The 19,844-nt window shown below is 53.7% G+C and carries 25 protein-coding genes and 2 pseudogenes; 20 read left to right on the top strand and 7 right to left on the bottom strand.

The window, feature by feature from the left end; translation table 11 throughout:
- Positions 1-104: 104 nt before the first annotated feature.
- The 12 genes from BCA33_RS14975 (at position 105) to BCA33_RS14920 (ending at position 10,799) form a co-directional block, all read left to right on the top strand.
- Positions 105-602 (top strand): CAP domain-containing protein, encoded by a 498-nt coding sequence (locus BCA33_RS14975; protein ID WP_083394777.1) that lies wholly within the window; start codon positions 105-107, stop codon positions 600-602.
- A gap of 95 nt (positions 603-697) precedes the next feature.
- The gene (locus tag BCA33_RS14970; RefSeq protein ID WP_071267125.1) at positions 698-946 is read left to right on the top strand and encodes a DUF3297 family protein; all 249 of its coding nucleotides are present in this window, start codon (positions 698-700) and stop codon (positions 944-946) included.
- 152 nt (positions 947-1,098) lie between these two features.
- Positions 1,099-2,202, top strand: a complete 1,104-nt coding sequence (locus tag BCA33_RS14965) for a bifunctional transcriptional activator/DNA repair enzyme AdaA (protein WP_254774451.1) — start codon at positions 1,099-1,101, stop codon at positions 2,200-2,202.
- Positions 2,203-2,479: 277 nt separating this feature from the next.
- Entirely contained in the window at positions 2,480-2,950 is a 471-nt protein-coding gene (locus BCA33_RS14960; RefSeq protein ID WP_071267091.1) for a methylated-DNA--[protein]-cysteine S-methyltransferase, read from the top strand.
- A gap of 135 nt (positions 2,951-3,085) precedes the next feature.
- Complete coding sequence (locus BCA33_RS14955) at positions 3,086-3,925, top strand: mechanosensitive ion channel family protein (RefSeq protein WP_071267089.1); 840 nt, start codon at positions 3,086-3,088, stop codon at positions 3,923-3,925.
- Positions 3,926-4,155: 230 nt separating this feature from the next.
- Complete coding sequence (gene phnD / locus BCA33_RS14950) at positions 4,156-5,151, top strand: phosphate/phosphite/phosphonate ABC transporter substrate-binding protein (RefSeq protein ID WP_071267087.1); 996 nt, start codon at positions 4,156-4,158, stop codon at positions 5,149-5,151.
- Between the two features lie 53 nt (positions 5,152-5,204).
- A complete protein-coding gene (gene phnC / locus BCA33_RS14945; protein ID WP_071267085.1) occupies positions 5,205-6,008 on the top strand; it encodes a phosphonate ABC transporter ATP-binding protein in 804 nt (267 codons plus the stop codon).
- Positions 6,005-6,823, top strand: coding sequence for a phosphonate ABC transporter, permease protein PhnE (phnE, locus tag BCA33_RS14940; RefSeq protein ID WP_071267083.1), 819 nt, complete (start codon positions 6,005-6,007; stop codon positions 6,821-6,823). Before phnC ends, phnE (BCA33_RS14940) begins: the two co-directional genes overlap by 4 nt.
- Complete coding sequence (gene phnE, locus BCA33_RS14935; RefSeq protein WP_071267123.1) at positions 6,817-7,626, top strand: phosphonate ABC transporter, permease protein PhnE; 810 nt, start codon at positions 6,817-6,819, stop codon at positions 7,624-7,626. Before phnE (BCA33_RS14940) ends, phnE (BCA33_RS14935) begins: the two co-directional genes overlap by 7 nt.
- Positions 7,627-7,628: 2 nt before the next feature.
- Positions 7,629-8,459, top strand: a complete 831-nt coding sequence (locus BCA33_RS14930; RefSeq protein ID WP_254774450.1) for an HAD-IIB family hydrolase — start codon at positions 7,629-7,631, stop codon at positions 8,457-8,459.
- 52 nt (positions 8,460-8,511) lie between these two features.
- Entirely contained in the window at positions 8,512-9,321 is an 810-nt protein-coding gene (locus tag BCA33_RS14925; RefSeq protein WP_071267081.1) for a DeoR/GlpR family DNA-binding transcription regulator, read from the top strand.
- 284 nt (positions 9,322-9,605) lie between these two features.
- Positions 9,606-10,799: a diguanylate cyclase gene (locus BCA33_RS14920; protein WP_071267079.1), complete on the top strand. Its 1,194-nt coding sequence runs from the start codon at positions 9,606-9,608 to the stop codon at positions 10,797-10,799.
- Positions 10,800-10,821: 22 nt separating this feature from the next.
- On the opposite strand, the pseudogene rlmF reads toward BCA33_RS14920, so the two are convergent.
- Positions 10,822-11,795 (bottom strand): annotated as a pseudogene (gene rlmF, locus BCA33_RS14915) (23S rRNA (adenine(1618)-N(6))-methyltransferase RlmF).
- A gap of 109 nt (positions 11,796-11,904) precedes the next feature.
- Here rlmF and BCA33_RS14910 point away from each other — a divergent pair.
- Positions 11,905-12,276: a YajD family HNH nuclease gene (locus BCA33_RS14910; RefSeq protein WP_071267077.1), complete on the top strand. Its 372-nt coding sequence runs from the start codon at positions 11,905-11,907 to the stop codon at positions 12,274-12,276.
- Between the two features lie 24 nt (positions 12,277-12,300).
- On the opposite strand, the pseudogene BCA33_RS14905 reads toward BCA33_RS14910, so the two are convergent.
- The 3 genes and pseudogenes from BCA33_RS14905 to BCA33_RS14895 form a co-directional block, all read right to left on the bottom strand.
- A pseudogene (locus BCA33_RS14905) lies at positions 12,301-12,917 on the bottom strand (TPM domain-containing protein).
- A gap of 54 nt (positions 12,918-12,971) precedes the next feature.
- A complete protein-coding gene (locus tag BCA33_RS14900) occupies positions 12,972-13,688 on the bottom strand; it encodes a YgcG family protein (RefSeq protein ID WP_254774457.1) in 717 nt (238 codons plus the stop codon).
- 45 nt (positions 13,689-13,733) lie between these two features.
- Positions 13,734-14,351: a LemA family protein gene (locus tag BCA33_RS14895; RefSeq protein ID WP_071267073.1), complete on the bottom strand. Its 618-nt coding sequence runs from the start codon at positions 14,349-14,351 to the stop codon at positions 13,734-13,736.
- 237 nt (positions 14,352-14,588) lie between these two features.
- Between BCA33_RS14895 and BCA33_RS14890 the strand changes: the two genes are divergently transcribed.
- Entirely contained in the window at positions 14,589-14,966 is a 378-nt protein-coding gene (locus tag BCA33_RS14890; protein WP_071267071.1) for a nuclear transport factor 2 family protein, read from the top strand.
- 29 nt (positions 14,967-14,995) lie between these two features.
- Complete coding sequence (locus BCA33_RS14885; RefSeq protein ID WP_071267069.1) at positions 14,996-15,349, top strand: YkgJ family cysteine cluster protein; 354 nt, start codon at positions 14,996-14,998, stop codon at positions 15,347-15,349.
- Positions 15,350-15,429: 80 nt separating this feature from the next.
- On the opposite strand, the gene BCA33_RS14880 is transcribed toward BCA33_RS14885, so the two are convergent.
- Complete coding sequence (locus BCA33_RS14880) at positions 15,430-15,624, bottom strand: CsbD family protein (protein WP_071267067.1); 195 nt, start codon at positions 15,622-15,624, stop codon at positions 15,430-15,432.
- 323 nt (positions 15,625-15,947) lie between these two features.
- On the opposite strand from BCA33_RS14880, the gene BCA33_RS14875 reads away from it, so the two are divergent.
- The 4 genes from BCA33_RS14875 to BCA33_RS14865 all read left to right on the top strand — a co-directional run bounded on the left by BCA33_RS14875 (position 15,948) and on the right by BCA33_RS14865 (position 17,767).
- The gene (locus BCA33_RS14875) at positions 15,948-16,505 is read left to right on the top strand and encodes a sigma-70 family RNA polymerase sigma factor (RefSeq protein ID WP_071267064.1); all 558 of its coding nucleotides are present in this window, start codon (positions 15,948-15,950) and stop codon (positions 16,503-16,505) included.
- Positions 16,502-16,645 carry a hypothetical protein gene (locus tag BCA33_RS22045; protein WP_254774448.1) on the top strand — a complete coding sequence of 48 codons (144 nt, stop codon included), beginning with the start codon at positions 16,502-16,504 and terminating at the stop codon, positions 16,643-16,645. The genes BCA33_RS14875 and BCA33_RS22045 overlap by 4 nt, the downstream gene beginning before the upstream one ends.
- 5 nt (positions 16,646-16,650) lie before the next feature.
- Positions 16,651-17,226: an anti-sigma factor gene (locus BCA33_RS14870; RefSeq protein ID WP_254774446.1), complete on the top strand. Its 576-nt coding sequence runs from the start codon at positions 16,651-16,653 to the stop codon at positions 17,224-17,226.
- Positions 17,227-17,335: 109 nt separating this feature from the next.
- Complete coding sequence (locus BCA33_RS14865; protein ID WP_071267062.1) at positions 17,336-17,767, top strand: hypothetical protein; 432 nt, start codon at positions 17,336-17,338, stop codon at positions 17,765-17,767.
- Between the two features lie 97 nt (positions 17,768-17,864).
- Here the strand turns inward: BCA33_RS14865 and BCA33_RS14860 are convergent, their stop codons facing one another.
- A complete protein-coding gene (locus tag BCA33_RS14860; RefSeq protein ID WP_254774444.1) occupies positions 17,865-18,548 on the bottom strand; it encodes a methyltransferase in 684 nt (227 codons plus the stop codon).
- 103 nt (positions 18,549-18,651) lie between these two features.
- Entirely contained in the window at positions 18,652-19,407 is a 756-nt protein-coding gene (locus BCA33_RS14855; RefSeq protein WP_071267060.1) for a DUF1499 domain-containing protein, read from the bottom strand.
- Between the two features lie 138 nt (positions 19,408-19,545).
- On the opposite strand from BCA33_RS14855, the gene BCA33_RS14850 reads away from it, so the two are divergent.
- Positions 19,546-19,812, top strand: coding sequence for a DksA/TraR family C4-type zinc finger protein (locus tag BCA33_RS14850; RefSeq protein WP_071267058.1), 267 nt, complete (start codon positions 19,546-19,548; stop codon positions 19,810-19,812).
- The last annotated feature ends 32 nt before the right edge of the window (positions 19,813-19,844 follow it).

The following is a 19,844-nucleotide window of genomic DNA, read 5'->3' as shown; positions in this document are numbered from 1 at the left end:
ATGTCATATCCTGCTGATTATGCGGTCGGGGGAATTGTGAGCTCAGCTAATATTGGTACTGAAAGCGCAGAAAAGGTTCTGTGCCCCAAAGCGAGGAGAAGCAGATGCCCAAGCAGGCCATGGTAATCATGCTGGCTTTTCTAGGATTTTCCGATTTTCTGGTGGCCGGCGACTGCAAGATGGATGAAACCGATCGGGCGTTGCTGAATCGCGTCAATGAAGCTCGGAGCCAGCCCCGCCAATGCGGCGACCAGAACTTTGACGCAGCAGAACCGCTGTCCTGGAACTGCAAGCTCACGGATGCCGCCCGAGCCCATTCGGAGGATATGGTAGAGCTGGAGTTCTTTAGTCATACCGGCCCTGAAGGTCGTGAGATCGGCGAACGGGTGAGTCAAAGAAATTACACTTGGTCGGCAGTGGGCGAAAATATCGCAGCAGGCCAGAACTCTGTCGATCAAGTCGTTGATGGATGGCTCTCAAGTCCCGGGCACTGCGCCAATATTATGCGTGCCGAATTCACCGAAATGGGCGCGGCGAGGATTGAGGCGCCGGGCTCGAAATATTCCCCTTTATGGACTCAGGTTTTTGCCCGGCAGCGCTAACAAAATGAGCCTGCGAATAACCCTGCTGTAGTTCTTGAGCACTAAATCTATATTGCCTAGAATGGCGCTCTTTTCATTTAATGCAGGTCACTACCATGAACGACACTAAATCGCTGCCAACGTTACCGAATCGACTTTCAAGAAATCCCCAGAGCGCGCATCACGTAGCAGAAGTTTTCGAGCACGATATTGGTATTCGGCTCAATGGCAAAGAGCGTACCAATGTTGAGGAATATTGCATCAGTGAAGGTTGGATAAAGATCGCCTCGCCCACAGCTCTGGACCGTCGCGGACAGCCGCTTCTGATGACTTTGAAAGGAAAGATTGAAGCCTTCTACCGTTAAGCAACACGGTTAGCTACCGACACCACACGGCGGCTCTGCGGAGGCAATAGCTTTTTCATGAATGCTCCCATGCCGCCCCTTTGAGTTCCGTTTCCGGCCAGTTTTTAACGTTCTTCGGGTTACAATGCTTCCTGTGACCTGAGGACGAAACCGTGAACGATCGCCACTATCAACAAGCCCGACTCGCACGTGACCACCGGTTTGATGGGCAGTTTTTCGTTGCTGTTAAAACCACAGGTATCTACTGCAGACCGATCTGTCCGGCCCCGGCGCCAAAGGAACAGAATGTCTGCTACTTCAAAACGGCCATCGCCGCCGCTAACGCCGGGTTTCGCCCCTGTTTGCGCTGCCGTCCAGACAGCGCCCCGGCCTCCTGGGCCTGGAAAGGCACTGACACCACCCTTGAACGCGCGTTGCGGTTGATTGATGACGGCGCACTGATCAGAGGCAGTACTACTGAGCTGGCTGACCGATTGGGTATCAGCAGCCGGTACCTCGGTCAGTTATTTCAGCGCACGGTAGGCACCAGTCCGAAACACTACAGCCTGTATCAGCAGGTGCTGTTCGCCAAGAGCCTGCTGCAGCAAACCGAGTTGCCAATTACTGACATTGCTCTGGCTTCCGGATTCAAGAGTGTGCGACGTTTCAACGATTGCTTTGCCAACGTCCTGCAAATGACACCGCGCTCGCTGCGACGCCCGACGGGGAAACGGACGAAGGAGCCCGGTATCCGTCTGTTTTTAAGTTACCGACCGCCTTATGACTGGGCCGCATTACGCACCTTTCTGCAAACCCGTTTAATCGACACTCTGGAGTGGTGCGATGAAGACCACTATGGCCGCACGTTTCGTCTGGCCAATGGCGCCGCTGGCCGTTTTACTGCCTGGCACCGGCCCGAACGCTGTGGCTTTGAAGTCGCACTTGAGTTCAATCAACCCTCAGCGCCGTTGCCCGTGGTGCGTACGATTAGCCGTTTGCTTGATCTTGATGCCGACAGCAGCACCATCGATGCCCATCTGGCACCAATTCAGAACCAGTCGGGAACGGAGCGTCCGGGTTTACGACTGCCCGGCACTTGGGATGCGTTTGAAGCGGGTATTCGTGCCATTCTTGGGCAACAAATCAGTGTGATGGCCGCTCGCAATCTGGTTCGACAGATCGTGGCAGAACACGGTGAGTTGCTGCCGGGTCCGGACGCTGAGCACCGCCTGTTCCCTACCCCGCAGCTCTCGCCCACAGCGATCTCGGCACTCTGAAAATACCCGGCCGCCGACGCCAGACCCTGATCGATCTCGCCCGGTTTTTCGACACCCGACCCGACCTGGCCGCCGACCCTGATCAGTGGCTTGCCTTAAGCGGCATCGGCCCCTGGACGGTGAATTACGCGCGCATGCGCGGGCTTGGCGACAGCGACGTCTGGCTTGGGTCTGATCTTGGCGTAAAGAAGGCACTGGGGCAGACGAACGGTTCATGGGAACCGGCTGACGCCTCGCCCTGGCAAAGTTATCTGACCTTTTACATGTGGAGTTTGCTATGAAACCTGTTTTCCAGAGTTTATTGCCCACCCCCATAGGGATCGTGCGGATTCAGGCGAATAAAGACGCCATTACCCGCATCGATTTTATTGATGACGGCGAGCATTCGGCCTATGCAGAAAACGACGTGACTCTTCAGGCCCGAGCGCAATTGAAGGACTATTTTGAGGGCACGTGCCAGGCCTTTGATTTGCCATTGGCCCCGCAAGGCACGGAGTTCCAGCAGGCCTGCTGGCAGGCGCTGGTTAAAATTCCCTATGGGGAAACCCGTTATTACGCGGAACAGGCGCAATTGATACAGCGCCCGAGTGCGGTTCGCGCTGTCGGGGCGGCCAATGGAGCCAACCCGATTTCCATCGTCGTGCCTTGTCACCGCGTTATCGGGAAAAGCGGCCAATTGACCGGCTACGCCGGGGGGCTGGAACGAAAGGCCTGGCTACTGGCCCATGAGCGGGATGCTGGGGTATAACGTTGGCTGCTCATGACAATTTCTCCTATGCTCTAATCATGGGCTAGGAATGTCTACCGCACTGGGGTAAGTCCAGTTTATTACAATTTCTGGCTACTTTTGACGTTGCAGATTATGAAAGAGGAAGTGTGGTACATGGAGCCCATGAAAATTCTGATCGCACAGATTCTGGATATTGGTCGAGGGGCTATTGAGATCTTGCCGCAGCTTTTTATATCTCTAGTCATTCTTTTTATTACCTACGCCCTCGCCAAGTTAGCAAAGCACATCGCCAAAAGTGTTCTTAAAAAAACACGCCTGCGCCAGAGCCTGGCGAATTTGATGGTTTTATTCTCTTCGTTAGCCATTTGGTTAGTCGGCCTAATGATTTCGGCGATCATAGCCTTTCCAGATCTTACGCCCACCAAAATGCTTGCGGGGTTGGGCATCGGGTCTGTTGCCATTGGTTTTGCATTTAAAGATATATTCGAGAATTTTTTGGCGGGAATCATCATATTGATTCGCCGGGAGATGCGTATCAACGATTTTGTGGCCTGCGAGGGGTATGAAGGTACGGTTGAGGCGATACTCGTGCGCGAGACACACATTCGCAAAACAGACGGTGAGTTGGTCATTCTCCCCAACAGCATGTTGTTCAAGAACCCCCTCACTATACGAACAGACCTTGAGGAGCGCAGAACAACCATTATCTGTGGCGTAGGGTATGGTGAGAATGTGGATGAGGCACGGTCGGTCATAAAACAAGCGGTTACGGCCTGTAAAACAGTAATCACTGACACCAGGCCGGTGCAGATCTTTGCCAATGAGTTTGCAGATTCATCAATAAATTTTGAAGTGACGTGGTGGACAGGCTCCAGGCCCCTGGACATTAGGCAGTCACGCGACGAGGTGATTGCCTCGATCAAAGCAGCGCTGGATAAAGCGGGTATCGAAATCCCCTTCCCTTATAGAACGCTTACGTTCAAGGACACCTGAGGGCCAAACGCGAAACGCAGGCCCTCCCGCTACTCACCTCTGGTTAACCTTCTGTTCTTGCTTTGCCATTTTTTATGGTATTCATGGTCTTGCCTAGTGATAGGTTACTGCTACTATTAATGTTCAATTGAACATCTAACAATAACAAACCCATGGAGCGGCCCCTCCCAAGATGTTCAATACACTGCGTGGAACCCTCATGCTTGGCCCGCTCCCGACGGAGAATAACAATGAAATTTTATAAAAAACTGCTTCCCGGAATGTTGCCCTCTGCGGCCTTAGCGGCGTCTGTTTTAATGCTAGGCGCTAGCGGTCAAGCGCTGGCTGCTGACTGTGAACGGGGTGCGCTTGATGCTCTGTATTGCGACGCAAACGGCGACATGGTCGCAGACTTGCCAACGGATGAATCAAAGTGGAATGACCCCGACACGTTGATTTTTGCGTACACGCCAGTTGAAGACCCAGCCATTTATTCCGATATCTGGCAGCCTTTTATTGATCACCTGTCTGAAGTCACCGGCCGGGATGTACGCTTCTTCGCCGTGCAATCCAATGCTGCCCAGGTAGAAGCCATGCGCAGTGGCCGCCTGCATATTGCCGGCTTCTCCACAGGCCCAACGCCTTTCGCCGTTAACCTTGCCGGTGCGGTTCCTTTTGCGCTGATGGGGTCAGATTCGGGTCGGTTTGGTTATACATTGCAGGTGTTCACCCATCGTGATTCAGATATCCATGAAATAAAAGATCTGAAAGGCAAGCGGGTTGCACACACCTCACCTACGTCCAACTCAGGAAACCAGGCACCAAGGGCATTGTTCCCGGAGATGGGCATCGTACCGGGTGAAGACTATGAAATTTCCTTCTCCGGCAGCCACGACCAGTCCATGCTTGGCGTAGTCGCCAAAGACTACGACGCCGCCCCGGTAGCTTCTGAAGTGGTCGAGCGCATGGCCGCCCGTGGCCTGTACGACACAGACGATGTGCGCCTGGTGTGGGAGTCGGATCGTTTCCCTACCACGTCTTATAACTATGCACACAACCTGCACCCAGATCTGGTTGAGAAAGTCCGCGAGGCGTTTTATACCTTCAAGTTCGCCGGCACTGAGTTGGGTGAGGAGTTTGAAGGTGTCGAAACCTTCGTTCCCATCAATTACAAAGATAACTGGAAGGTCATTCGCACCATTCAGGCCTCTAATGGCGTTCAGTACACCCCCGATAATCTTAAATAAGTAGAACAGGAACCCCTGGCTAACCGCCAGGGGCTCTACCCGGAGTGAACCACATGTTAGAGATTTCCAACCTCGTAAAGCGTTACGGGCAAAACGAGCCTGTGCTCAAAGGCCTTGATCTGAGGGTAGAGGGCAGCAGCGTTGTGTCGATTGTCGGTGCTTCCGGTGCAGGCAAAAGCACTCTGCTGCGCTGCATCAACCGGTTGGTGGAGCCGACCTCGGGTTCGATCAAGCTGAACGGCCATGAGTTGGTGAATCTGCGCGGAAGCGAATTGCGCCATTCCCGCCGACGCATTGGCATGGTGTTTCAGGGCTTTAACCTGATTGATCGCTTAACCGTGATGGAGAACGTGCTCTCCGGGCGTCTGGGGTATGTGTCCTTTTTCCAGGCGCTGACTCGCCGCTTTCCGCAATCGGATATCGACCGTGCCTTCAGCCTGATGGAACGTGTGGGTATCGCGCACTACGCCGATAAACGTGCTGACCAATTGTCTGGTGGCGAACGCCAGCGGGTTGCGGTGGTGCGTGCACTGATGCAAGAGCCGGAGATTTTACTGGCAGATGAGCCAACGGCTTCGTTGGACCCAAAGACCTCTCAACAGATCATGAGCCTGCTACAAAGCCTTGCGAGTGAAATGTCGTTGCCGGTCTTGATCAATATCCACAACGTTACTCAAGCACGTATGTATACCGATCGTATTGTCGGCATGCGCCATGGACAGATGATTTTTGACGGCGAACCCAAAGATTTCAATCAGGACGCACTGGATGCCATTTACGGTGGTATTGAATCACCAGATGACGACGGCAGTGTTCCAGAGCAGTCGGCTCCCCCTGCCCCGGAGGCTACGGCATGAAGCCCGACAGAACCGCACTCGGCGCACCGTCGGGCAGGGTCTGGAAAAAGCCGCCCTTCATAACCAACCCTTGGGTTCGCTATGGCTTGCTCGCAATCACCCTGGTTTACCTTTTTTGGGCATTCTCCACACTGCCTTTCGATTGGCAGCGGATTTCCGAAGGCTTGCCCCGCGCAGCCAAAATTTTCGGGGGTGCTTTCCCTCCCAGCTTTGAGCGTGCTGGCCTGCTATGGACAGGCTTTAAGGAAAGCTTCCAGATCGCATTTTTGGCAACCACGCTGGGCGTTCTTCTTTCGGTACCTATCGCGGTAATGGCCGCTCGCAACGTAGCGCCACTGCCCGTTTACCTGCTGGGCCGCACGATTATTATCGTATCCCGCAGCTTTCACCCGGTAATCGTGGCAATCCTTTTTGTTGCTGCCGTCGGGTTTGGCCCGGTGGCGGGTATTCTTACCCTAATTCTTTACTCCATTGGGTTTGTGGCCAAGTTGTTGGCGGAAGAAATCGAGGAAATCGACTGGGGCCAGGTAGAAGCCATGCGCTCGGTAGGCGCCGGTTACATGAAAATATTGGTCTATGGGGTTTTCCCACAGATTATGCCGCGCCAAATAGGCTTGTCTATGTACCAACTCGACAGCAATCTTCGCGCTTCGGCGGTTGTGGGTATTGTTGGTGCCGGTGGTATCGGCGGCACGCTCATGAACGCATTCGGGCGCTACGATTACGATTTCGCTTTCGCCATTTTGCTGATGATTATTGCGATCATTCTGGTCAGTGAAGGCTTGAGCGGATGGGTGAGGAAAAAAGTATGGTAGATCACGCTGCAAAATTGACCGATCGAGTCTGGTCACGCTACGACCGCAAGGAACAGCTGACGCGCTATGGGGTCTACCTGATCACGCTAATAGCTGTGGTATGGGCCGTGCGTGACATCGACATCTTCTGGCCCTGGGTGTGGGATGCGCCCAATCAGATTCAAAGCCTGGGCGCACGCATGTGGCCGCCGGAGTTTAGTGAGTGGAATGCGATATTCTCCGCCATGCTGGAGACTGTTCATATCGCCACCCTATCCACCATGTTGACGATATTCATCGCCTTACCGGTTTCCTACATTGCGGCGCAGAATACAACGCCGAACAAAGTCACCCTGTGGATTGGCCGGTTCATTCTGGTTTCCAGCCGTTCCGTGAACACCATTATCTGGGCACTGCTGTTTGTGGCTATTTTCGGCCCCGGTGTCTTGGCTGGTATTTTGGCGGTTATGTTCCGCTCCGTGGGGTTCATCGGCAAGCTGATGGGCGAGGCGATTGAGGAAATCGATCGCCGCCCGGTGGAGGCTATGGAGGCGACTGGCGCCAGCAAGATGAAGGTGGTGCTGTACGCAATTGTGCCTCAGGTAATGCCGGCATTTTTTGCCATCATTATTCTGCGCTGGGACATCAACATCCGTGAATCCACGGTACTGGGTTTGGTGGGCGCCGGTGGTATCGGGGTGTTACTGCAAGGGTCTATCGACTTGTTCGCATGGCAAACCGTGGCCACCATCCTGCTGGCCATCGTTGTGCTGGTCATTCTGGGCGAGGCGCTAACCAGCGTTCTGCGCAAAAAGGTGATTTGATCGTGAACAGCCCGCTGCCCGATGTGAACTGGAACGCCGATAGTATGAAAGACACGATTGAGTTTGATAACGCCGACATTCTGTTTACCGATGTGGACGATACGCTGACGACAGACGGCCGGCTGCTGCCAGAGACCTATGTCGCGATGTGTCACCTGGCAGATGCCGGCATTAGCGTCATTCCGGTAACCGGGGGTTGTGCTGGCTGGTGTGACCAAATCATTCGAACCTGGCCGGTAAGAGCCGTTATCGGCGAAGGGGGCGCATTCTATGCGCAGCGCACAGCGCCACAGACCGTTAGCTGGCACTACTGGGAAGACGAGGTAAAGCACCGCCGAGACCAGCAGGCCATATTAGAGGCTGTTGCAGCGCTGGACCTGGGCTTTGAACCCAAGCTGGCCACCGACCAACCCTTTCGCTATGTGGATGTGGCGGTGGATTACAACCAGCAGCAATCGCTGACGCCTGAACAAGTGGCGGCCATTCACCATGCCCTGCTGGCCCAGGGCTTTAACGTTCGGCAAAGCTCGATTCACATTAACATCTGGCTGGGGGATTTCGACAAATCCACTATGTCATTGCGGGTGGGCCGTGAACTACTCGGCCTGGATACGCAGGCATTGCAGCGCCGTTCCATCTTTATTGGTGATGCACCTAATGATGAGAGCATGTTTCGCATCTTCCCAATGAGTGTCGGGGTGTCCAACATTCGCAAGCACCTATCCGGCATGACCCACCAGCCGGCTGCAATCGCCAGCCAACGCTCGGGTCTGGGCTTTGCTGAAATGGCAGAGGCGTGGCTGCAACAACGAACACACTCCGGGCTGAAGTAGCCCAACGCCTCGCCTGATATCAACAAGGTCAACTGGTTGAGCATATAGTCTGATGAGCGCCAAAGATCGCCAGCGTAGCATCCTGGAATGGGTCCATGAACAGGAGCATGTCGAAGTTGAAGACATAGCTCAGCGCTTTGGCGTCACCACGCAAACCATTCGTCGCGACATCAACAAACTGTGCGAGCTGGGCCTGTTGCGTCGTCGTTACGGCGGCGTCAGTTTACCGGCCAGTGCTGCTGCACCGATTGCCTCCATACAAGATGGCCAAGTGCGCAACCTGTTAGCCAAGCGGCATATGGCCAGGCGTGTGGCGGCGGATATTCCGGAAGGCGCTACGGTTAGCCTGGGTGTAGGTAGTACCGTTGAGCTGATAGCGCAAGCGCTGATCCACCATCAGTCACTCCGAATAATGACCAACAACTTCAGCGTAGCCGCAGCCCTTTCTGGGAATCCCGGTATTGAAGTGATTGTTTCTGGGGGAATATACCGGCACGACCATCACGATGTGGTTGGGCCAGAAGTCACCAGCTTCTTCAGCTCTTTTGTCTCCGATTTCGGCATTATAAGTACCGGGAGTATGGATCAGCAGAATGGCTTGATGGATTACGATATTCGCGAGGCCGAAGTTAGCCGAGCAATCATAACCAACACCCGGGCCCGCATGCTGGTAGCCGATCACAGCAAATGGACTCTGAGCTCACACTGCAAGGTAGCTTCGTTCAAGTATGTTGATCGCTTCTACACAGACACCCTACCCCAGCAGAAAAGCGCTGGCCTGCCTGGCTCGGTAACAATCATTGAATGTGGTAAGTCAGCACCGGGTATTAGCCAGCCATTGCGCAGTATTGAATCTGGATGAGGGGCGCCAAGCACCCCAGAGCTGAAAACACCGTAACTAGCCTGGCACTTGTGGTCGCATTACAGGGCCATTAAATCGCTCCCGCCACCTTGCCTTGCTTGGCCACTAAACGTAGGCTTCACCTCACTTGGCCATAGTCAAGCTACATACCAATAATACGGAGTCTCGCCGGGTAGCTGTTGGTATGTAGCCCCCGGCTAATAAAACATCACACAAAACCCACTGATGGTTACCCGGCGCTAGGCCTAACCTGTAACCTCGCCAAACCCGCCACAAAGGTACTCATGGGGTTCAGCATACACCTGCCAACACTGATTATTCTTTCAGTCGCAATCAATTTGCTGATTGGGGGATTATTGTGGGCGATCTATTATCTGCGCGGCCGTCAGTACTATTTTCTGCTCTGGGCGCTGGCATGCGGTACCTTCGCAATCGGTAGCTTGCTCGCAGGCATACGGGTTATGGTTGATGCGCCTTGGATAACCGTGTTCGCGGCTCATGCCTTTCTGGGGCTCTCGCCCTTCCTATTACTGGGCGGGCTTCAGCGCTTTTTAAAAGGCGCAACACGCAGCACCCGCCGGTTCCAGCTCGTTTCCCGGCTTGCCTTTGCCGGGTACCTGCTAGCGTTGCTCATAACCTTTCAAGTGGACCCTCTCAGCGCGCGCCTGTTAACGGCTCTGTTCTCGGCCATCATTTTCAGCGTTGCAATTTATTGTCTGGCTGGCCCCGCGCCAAAACCTGCCCTGCCCCGCCACATGCTGCAGGTACTGTTTACCCTGCACGGGGTGCTAATGCTGGCACAGTGCCTGGTAATAGCCGCGGGTTGGCTAAACACCAGCCAAACCCATACCGACACGGTTCTGCGGTTGATTCTGGCTAACCACATACTGGTTACAACAGCCACAGCGCTAATTTTACCTCTGTTGGCCTTCACCCGGTCGGAGTTGCGCCTGCGGGCGCTAGCGGAGAAGGATGGGCTGACCGAACTGCTCAACCGACGCTCTTTTTTCCTGGAAGGGAACCGTATTTTCGAAAAGGCGAGCCACAACCACCAACCCATGGCGGTTTTGATGCTCGACCTGGATCATTTCAAACAGATAAACGACCGCTGGGGCCACGCCACGGGTGATAAGGCGCTGCAATCGATTGCTCGCACCCTGGAAAACGAATTACGAAGTGATGACATCATCGGCCGTATTGGTGGCGAGGAATTTGCCATTGTCTTGCTGCTGTCTGAGGATGAAAACTTGCAGGCAGTTACCCATCGGCTGCTCAATGCCATCACCCGCGAAGGTGCCATTATTAATGGCATGGCCCTGAACCTCACCGCCAGCATTGGTAGCATCGAGCGCGCAAAGCGCCACCGAAGCTTCGCAGACCTGATGCTGGAGGCGGATACGGCGCTTTACAGTGCCAAGGATGGTGGCCGAAACCGTGCAAAGTTTGGTGAGGTGACACTGCCCCCCGAAACCGCATAAGCCAGTAATCGCAGCCTGGCTTTTACGTTTGAACCCCACGGATGAAGCTCCAGGCCAATATTCTTGTGATCTTGTTTCCCTGCTTCATTTCTATTTCCCGTATATCGGTAGCACCAAGCTTACGGATCAGTTTTATTGCAGGCTTCACGTTATCAACTTTCGACACCAGGCTTGTAAACCAACGGCACTGAGCTGAAAACGCCTGGCTTTCTTTGATCAGTTTTTTAAGGAACATTCGCTCGCCCCCCTTGCACCACAGTTCTGCTTCCACGCCGCCAAAATTTAGATTAGGAGGAGCACCCGTGGTCGCTCGCTCGCCGCGATTACGAGCAAGGTTATTGAGTTTAAGCTGGCTGGCCTTGAGTGCCTCCTCTTGCGAGGCATGAAAAGGCGGGTTGCATACGCTGACATCAAAGAACTCTCCCGCCTGAATAATGCCTTCAAACATATGATGTGTATCGGGCTGCGTGCGCAGGGAGAAGCCGCCTTTTAGCTGGGAATTTTTAGCGATAATCGTGGCTACGTTCTCAAGCGACCGGGCATTAATATCACTACCAACACATTGCCAGCCGTATATTTGACAGGCCAATAGCGGATATATTCCATTTGCCCCCGTTCCTATATCCAGCAGCCGGATTTTGGGTTGGGTATTGGCTATGTTGATTGCAGGTTCTGCACACCCAAGTAGCTCCGCTATGTGGTGGATGTAGTCGGCCGGCCGGGGATAGGCGGGCAAAGCGCACCTTCTGGGATATCCCAACCCACAATGTTGTAGTGTTGCTGTAATAGCGCCGCATTCAGAGCTTTTACTGCCCGCGGGTTGGCGAATTCTATAGACAGGTTGCCGTGGGCGTTTGGCTGCACATATGGGGCGAGTGGCGGGTAAGCTTTTACCAGAGAGGGAAAATCATAGCCTTGCCTGTGTAAGTTTCTGGGATGCAGGCCTTTGCCATTAGGCTTGGCTTGGTTGTTTCCGCTTTTTTGCAGTGAGCTCACGGTAATATGCCTGAGGTGTAGAATTCGAACGTGAAATGGATATTATCTGAATTGAGGCCCGAAGCGCCATTTTGAGCTGTTAGCACTAACTTAGTTGAGGGAATTCACCATGAGCCAACATACCGGCAACACAGGCAAGCTGGACCGGCTACTGGCGGAACAGCGCGAATATATTGCCAAACGGGAAAGTGGTTACCGTGAGCGCGCGCTGAAGATGTACCCGTGGGTGTGTGGGCGTTGCGCCCGTGAGTTTACCCGCATTAATTTGCGGGAACTTACCGTGCACCATGTCGATCATGACCACGACAATAACCCCGCCGACGGCAGCAACTGGGAGTTATTGTGCGTGTACTGTCACGATGAAGAGCACAGCAAGTTTGAGGATTTTGTGCGCTACGGCGGCAGCTCCGAGAAAAGGCAGGAAGCGGCTACCCACAACCCGTTTGCCGGCCTAAAAGATGCGCTTGAAAAGAAAAGCTGACAGGGTGCGCCAGCACCCTGGCCTTTAAGACAATATCACTAAGTGATTTGGCAGTTCGTTCTTCTGGCGAGTGGCTGGCACCTTGGATTTCAGGTGCGTGCCGCACGCTTCGATGCAGGTCACAAACCCCTGTAGGGTGTTGCCCTGTTTCACTTGCCCGGTGAACGCTTCAATGATGGTTTCCCATGCTTCGTTGTCTACCTGGCTGGAAATGCCTGATCGACCAGAATCTCAACGTAACGTTCGGCTTCCGAAACAAAGATCAGCATGCCGGTGGCGCCTGCCGTGTGGTGCAGGCTTTGCTCCAAAAACTGGCGCCGGGCCAGATTAGACGCGCGCCAGTAGCCCACAGAACGAGGAATGAGTCGCCTGTTGATGCTGGGTACCCGGAATATCAAGCTGAGCACGATAAACACGCCCCACTGGCCGAGCAGTAACATGTCTGCCGCCAGCCAGCCGGTAAAATAATTGACGATGCCGGGCACCAGCAGGGCAAGGAGCCCGGCCCAGAGTAGTGGGATATAGGCGTAGTTATCAGCCTGGGCGGTTAGCACAGTGACCACTTCCGCGTCGGTTTCCCGCTCGACCGCACTGATGGCGGCCGCAACTTGTTCCTGTTCCTGTTTACTCAATAATGTCATGGGGTATCGCTTCTTGATAAGTTGAAGGCTGTGTTACCGGTGAACAGTTTGCTTTTACCAGCCACCGGAGGCACCACCACCGCCGAAGCCGCCGCCCCCGCCGCCAAAGCCACCACCACCGAATCCGCCACCACGGCCGCCCATGCTGGCACCTAGCAACGCGCCACCTATTAGCGCTGCGCCAGTGCGCCCACCACGGCCTCGGCCACCACCAATGAAGTAAATCACGGCCATTATGATCATGAAAAACAACGACACCAGGGAAACGTTTGGCTTTTCCTGGCGGCTGCCAGGGGATCGGCCGGGTGCGGCCAAAGGCTCACCCCCCAAAACTTGCACCATCGCGGCGGCGCCGTTGACAACACCCTGCTCAAACTGACCCTGCTTGAACGCAGGGGTCATAATCTGATTGATAATAGTTGAGGAAGCCGCATCAGTAAGGCGGCCTTCAAGGCCATAACCCACTTCAATCCGGATTTTGCGCTCTTCCTTGGCAACGATCAGCAAAGCGCCGTTGTCCTCGCCTTTCTGGCCAATGCCCCAATGGCGTCCCAGTTGATAGCCATAGTCTTCTATGGCGTAGCCCTGCAGGTCTGGCACCGTAACGACCACAACTTGCTCTGTAGTGCCCTGTTCGTGAGCCTGGAGCATCTGGGTAATCTGGGTTTCAGTCGTTGGGCTCAGCAAATCAGCTTTGTCCACCACGCGACCGCTGAGCTCCGGGAATTCCGGGGTAGACTGGGCCAAAGTCCCAGATACCGGTAACACCATCAGGGCAAAGAGCGCCGCAACACCGTAGCGCGAAAAAAATGGCATTTAAAACTCCACCTTGGGTGCTTCATCTGCGTCTTCTGCAGTGGCTTTGAAGTTTTCACGCCGCTCCATATCGCTGTAGAGAATGCTGTGCCAGATTTTGCCTGGGAAGGTGCGGATTTCGGTGTTGTAGCGTTCTACCGCCTGAATAAAATCGCGCCGTGCCACGGCTATGCGGTTTTCTGTGCCTTCGAGCTGCGATTGCAGCGCGAGAAAGTTCTGGTTCGACTTCAAATCCGGGTAACGCTCAGAAACAGCCATCAGCCGGCTTAGCGCGCTGCTCAGTTCGCCCTGGGCTTGCTGGAATTGCTGAAGCTTCTGCGGGTTGTTAAGAATGCTCTCATCAACCTGAATGGAGGTAGCTTTGGAGCGCGCCTCGATAACCGCCGTCAGGGTCTCCTTTTCTTGGGAAGCAAAGCCTTTTACGGTTTCCACAAGGTTGGGTACCAGATCTGCCCGGCGCTGATACTGATTTTCAACTTGCGACCAGGCCGATTTAACCTTTTCGTCGTAGGTAGGAATATTGTTAATGCCACAGCCGGTCAGCAGAAACGCCAGCATGAGTAGCGCGGTGAGCTGCCGCAAAGAGCGCATAGGTGTGTGGTTTGGCAGTGTTTGCATGGTGTTGGGGTTCTCTGAAGGTGAACGAGGCACGTGGCTTGGGGCCGCGAATGTGTGAGAGGGTCTCACATTCAAGGGCTTCAAAACAGCCAGCCAGGCTATGCAGTTATTGCAGGTTCATATGCCGTAGCCTTTTTTTTTGGTATATAGGTGGGGTGGATACGCTGCCGTTCATGGCATATGCACGAATCCAGACATTCAAACAACTCACCCCCGTATAGGAATTGGAGTTTATTCATGCAGCCAAAAGACATCGTGGCGCAGTTCATCGCTGAAATCCATGCTCAGCGTTTTGATGAGGCTAAGACCTTGTTGGTTGCAGAGGGGTTTGAATATATTGGGCCAAATATGCGCTTCCTTAGCCCAGATGACATGATGTCTTACCAGTTCGGTATGGCTGCCATCCAGAAAGACCTGATTCTCCGCCAACTAAGTGCCGATGGGGAGCACGTGTTCGCGGTGCTGGATTATCGAACGAACTTTGAGCCAATCGGGGATGTGCGGCTTGCGGTGTGGTTTCGTGTTAGGGACGACAAAATCCAGACTGTTGAAGCTTTCTATAACGCGGCAGTGGTTGAAAACATGCTGGGCGGCAACCTCCCTTCAGCGCGCTAACATAATGCCTGCAACGTTGATGAGCAAAAATGTATAAAAACAGAGATATTATTGCGCGACTGCGCGAGAACATTCCGTCGTTCGAATGTGTGCCAGGTTGTCACGACTGCTGCGGCCCGGTAACCACCTCCCCGGAAGAAATGTCGCGGCTGCCGGTTAAAACAGATGCCGAACATGAAGCAGCGTTAAATGATTTAAGCTGCGTACACCTTGGCCCTAATGGCTGCACTGTATACGGGGAGCGTCCGTTAATATGCCGGTTGTTTGGCACCACAAAAACCATGCCCTGCCCGAACGATCGCGGCCCGGAGCGCATGGTTGCTCCAGACATTGAGCGCCAGGTTCATCACTACATCGCTAATACACGACAAGTGTTGGTGTAGGCATTAAAAAACCGGTGCCTGCATGAAAGCAGGCACCGGTTTTTATTAACAATAAAATAACAGCTATAAATACTTAGAAGTTAGAAGTTAGAAAGCTTTTCCCATTCTTTCTCGGCTTCGTCTTTTTTCATGCCGTACTTCTCTTGAACTTTACCGATAAAGTGGTCGCGACGGCCGGCGATTTCATCTACATCGTCGTCTGTTAACTTGCCCCAATTCTCGCGTACCTTACCTTTAAGTTGTTTCCAGTTACCTTCAATGATGTCGTTATTCATAGTAAGTTCCTCGCTTTATAAAGAGCGGTGTATAAAAACAGAACACCGCCGAAATGAAAGGAATATCCGGATTGCCGTTCCTGCAGCAACCCGCTGCATCGGTATTTAATCTGTCACATGGCCTTTTATTTAGCAACGATTCTCGCGTTGCGATTAATTCATACTGGGCGTTACGCCGGGATCTGCAGCGCGACACGCAACCCTTTGCATCTGCCCCAAGAACGCGTTTGCGAAAAAAATTGACAGATTCTGAAAAACACCCGGTTAACCGGAACAAATTCCAACTACACTAACCCTCTCAACCTGTGACGGTCTGTTCAAACATGCTTCCAGATTCTTTAACTCCATCTGATATCAGCGCCCTCCTCAGTCGCGTTGCAAAACAGGATCGTGCTGCCTTCGCTAAACTATATGAAGCAACGGCACCGAAACTTTTGGGCGTGGTACTGCGTATTTTAAAAGAGCGATCCTGGGCAGATGATGTTATTCAGGAGGCTTATCTTAAAGTATGGCAGCGTGCCGGCCTGTTTGATAAGGGTAAAGCCTCGCCAATTACCTGGCTGGTTTCCATTGCCCGGAACAAGGCCATTGATGAGCTGCGTAAGCACCCTGCGGGCCGAACCACTACCGACGACGCGATGGATGAGAGGGTCGCCCGGCAAGCCACAGTGCAGGATCAGATGGAAGACCAACAGGTAGTAAACAAGCTTAACCATTGTATTGGTGAGCTGGAAAAGGAACGGCAGGACATGGTGCGACTGGCCTACCTAAGCGGCTGGTCCCGGGATGAGCTGGCAAGCCAGTACGAGCAGCCAGTGAACACCGTAAAAACATGGCTTCGCCGCGCACTGCAGGATATTAAAGGGTGTCTGGAATCATGACCGAACACGACGACCTAGACATGCAGATTGCCGAATTTGTGCTGGGCACATTGCCGGCAGGCGAACGAAAAGCCTCCAGGCCCGGCGCGAGCTGGACCCCGCTCTGGATGCGCGAATTTTGCAATGGGAAGAGCAGCTGATCGGGATGACGGACGACGTTGCGCCGGTGCAGCCCAGCCCGGAGCTGTTTGCACAGATTGAACGCGTTTTGGATCAGCGGGCAACCCAGCTGAACAATACCGCGTCTGTTGTCATGCTTCGCCGCCGGGTGAATCAATGGCGCTGGAGTACTGCTGCGGCGTCTGCGGCGGCGTTAGTATTAGTGGCAGTGTTAACCTTCCAGCCTGCAAACAACCCAGACTCCTTTGTGGCTGTGTTCCAGCACGATGACCAACAGCCGGCTTTCTTGCTGACTGTCGACTTACAAAACCGTCAGCTGAACATTCGCCCGGTAACTGCAGAAGCGCAGCCGGGCAAGTCTTATCAGTTGTGGATTAAATCTGATGAGCTGGGCCCCAACCCACGGTCTGTGGGTGTACTGGGAGACCAGATGCAGTTAGACCAGGGAGCACTGAAACAATACGATCCGGCCCTGCTACGGGAAGCCACCTTCGGTATTAGCCTGGAGCCTCCCGGTGGGTCACCCACGGGGCAGCCCACTGGCCCGGCTATTCACGGCTACTTGTACCCAGCCGGAGATGACTTGAGCCGGCGGATCTGAAAATAATCAGGCTTTTCTGAAACTTATTCATTGCGACCCCGTAGCTGTCTGTAGCACATCCAAAAACATATCCAACAGGATGGGCACAACCAACAGCAAGGAGTACGCAATGAAAAAGCATCTACAAACTACCGCACTGATGGCAGCCCTGATATCCGGCGCACTGACCGCCGGCATCGTTCAGGCAGGCATGAATCACGAAGCCAAGGTTTGGGCAGACGATCAGGCTGTTTCAGAAGGTACTGTTACCGCGAAGAAAGTCACCGCTGAAGCAAACGGCTGGCTGGTTGTGCACCGCACAGGTGAAACCATGAAGCCTGGCCCGGTAGTTGGTTACGCGCCCCTGAAAAAGGGCGAGAACATGGACGTATCCGCTATTCTGACTGAAGACGTTAAATCCGGTGACATGCTGATGCTAATGGTGCACGCAGAAGACGGCGGCATGAAAACGGGCGGCTTTGAATACACCTTGGGCGCCAAAGAAGACGGCCCCATCAAGAAAGACGGCAAGCTGGTGATGTCTACAATCACAGCGAAGTAATTCTGCCGAAAAAAAACCGCCTGGCCCAAAGGGCTGTGGCGGGTTTTTCGTGCTGCGCTATAGACTGCAAGAGCTAAAAGAACTTAAGGTTCGATGCTTACTGGCTGGTCAGGCCAACTCTCCACATCCCCCCGCCAAAACCTGAGTATATGCCCTTTAAATGGCCGTTCAAGGTAGTCAGTATGTTCTGGCTTTGTGTGCGAATAGCTAAACCCGTACGCTCCATCTGCCGGCTAAATTTACTCTTTCGGCCGCGCCCTGGGTCAATCACAATAACTTCACAGGTTGCATTGGCATGCTTGTGAACAAAGTCGGCCAGCAGGTTTATGTGCTCGTCTTCGTACAGCAGATCGCTGCCAATAATCATATCAAACAGACCTAGGTCACTGGTTTTATCTGCCCAGTCCAGCCGTTGATAACCGATGGCTTTTCCTTGGTTAAGCTGTGTATTGCGCTCCAAAAAGAAACCAACTTCCGGGTGATAATCCGTCGCCGTGATGTCGTCCTTACGCTGGTTCAGTAGCAGGCTGGAGAGCGCCATTCCGCAGCCAATTTCCAGAATTCTCTTACCCGCCGTGTGGTGCACCGCCATGTAGTGAGCGAGCACCATGCTGGATGGCCAGATTATGCCAAACAGTGGCCAGGTGGCAGACGAAATGCCCAACTTGAGGGCAACGTCGTTGGGGTCGTCGAATTGCTGGTTATCACGCAGGGTGCAAACGTGAATATCCACGTTTCCGAATTCAATGGTTTGATATCTAAGGCGCAGTGGTTCTTTCATTGTGGGTCACACTGAAGGAGCTAGGCCCGCCGACCTATTAAAAGAAGCGGCAAAATCCTATGGTTTCCGAGTATACCCATGTTGCGCACCAACAACGATTTTATCAGCGCGCCAGGTCTTCAAGAAACTTTTGAATACGCTCGGCATTGGTGCCTACGTCGCTCTTCCCTACTCTTGAAGCAGAACGCATATCAACCTTCACTCCGTTGCCTGTCTCCGTCATGCGGATAACCACATCATCTTTGAACCCAAACCAGCGTGTTGTAGCAGTAGCTTCGATGGTGTTATTGGTAGTTTCAGCCACCTGCCAGCCCCGCGCCTGAATAGTTGCTTTTGCTGCCTCCATCGCGCTAGCCAGCGGCATATTCAGGGTAATCGGTTTCAAAGCGGGATAGGCTGCAAGCTGTTGGCGTGCAGTTTCAGCGCCAGGGTAATCCACTTCATTTGGTGCCTTCTCACGAGCCGCGGCTAGCGCTGTAAAGACGGGAGGGTTTTGTGTGTCAGTGGTAATGTCGTGGATGGGCGGCACGCTCTGAGCTCGCTGTTTCATCTGCATGGGCATGGCGACCACGGCGACCACCAACAGGGTGACCAAGGCCCCCACCAGTGCTGGGCGCCACCGGCGAAGCACGCCGCCAAGCACCAGGGTTATCAGCCCCAACACAGCAGCACCCATTGCCAATTGCGCGCCTTGGCGCAGCCACGTGAACGACGTGCCCAGGGCGATCCACTCAGCTCTGTAGGCTGGCCCAGCCATTGCCATAAACACCGCTGCAGCAATCAACAAAATAACTCCAAGCCAAGCAGTCACTACCGGCCACTTTCCACCACGACGGGATGTGTTTGTTTTTGAGAGCATTTTAGTTCCTTTTTTAATCAGTAATCATTTGGCTTGGAGGTTTGTAACTTACACTACACACAGTTACGAGAGCTAACCTTAGCCCGATCACTATGGCTTTGGTATGCTAGAGATTGGGCGTTTCACAGGAGTAACGTTATGGCAGGTGGCTGGGCCCGTGATGGGGCTGTTCAGGATCAGATTGATGCCAGTGTGGAGGACGCCGTTGCCGAGGCCCGTAGCAGGCTGGGCACAGGTGAAAGCGCGGAATTCTGTGAAGAATGCGACCGCCCTATTCCAGACGCACGGCGCAAAGCCATTCCGGGTGTCCGCCTTTGCGTAAACTGCCAGGCGGAACTCGAGAAACAGGAAGTGGGATCCGGCGGCATTAATCGCCGGGGCAGTAAGGATAGCCAGCTGAGATAACCGCGGCCAGAGCCCTCTGCCTTTCGATGCCT

This window comes from Marinobacter sp. AC-23, assembly GCF_001858325.1.
In the GTDB taxonomy this organism is placed as follows: Bacteria; Pseudomonadota; Gammaproteobacteria; order Pseudomonadales; family Oleiphilaceae; genus Marinobacter.
The sequence above is the reverse complement of the archived record's forward strand: the minus strand, read 5'-3'. Positions and strand labels throughout refer to the sequence as shown.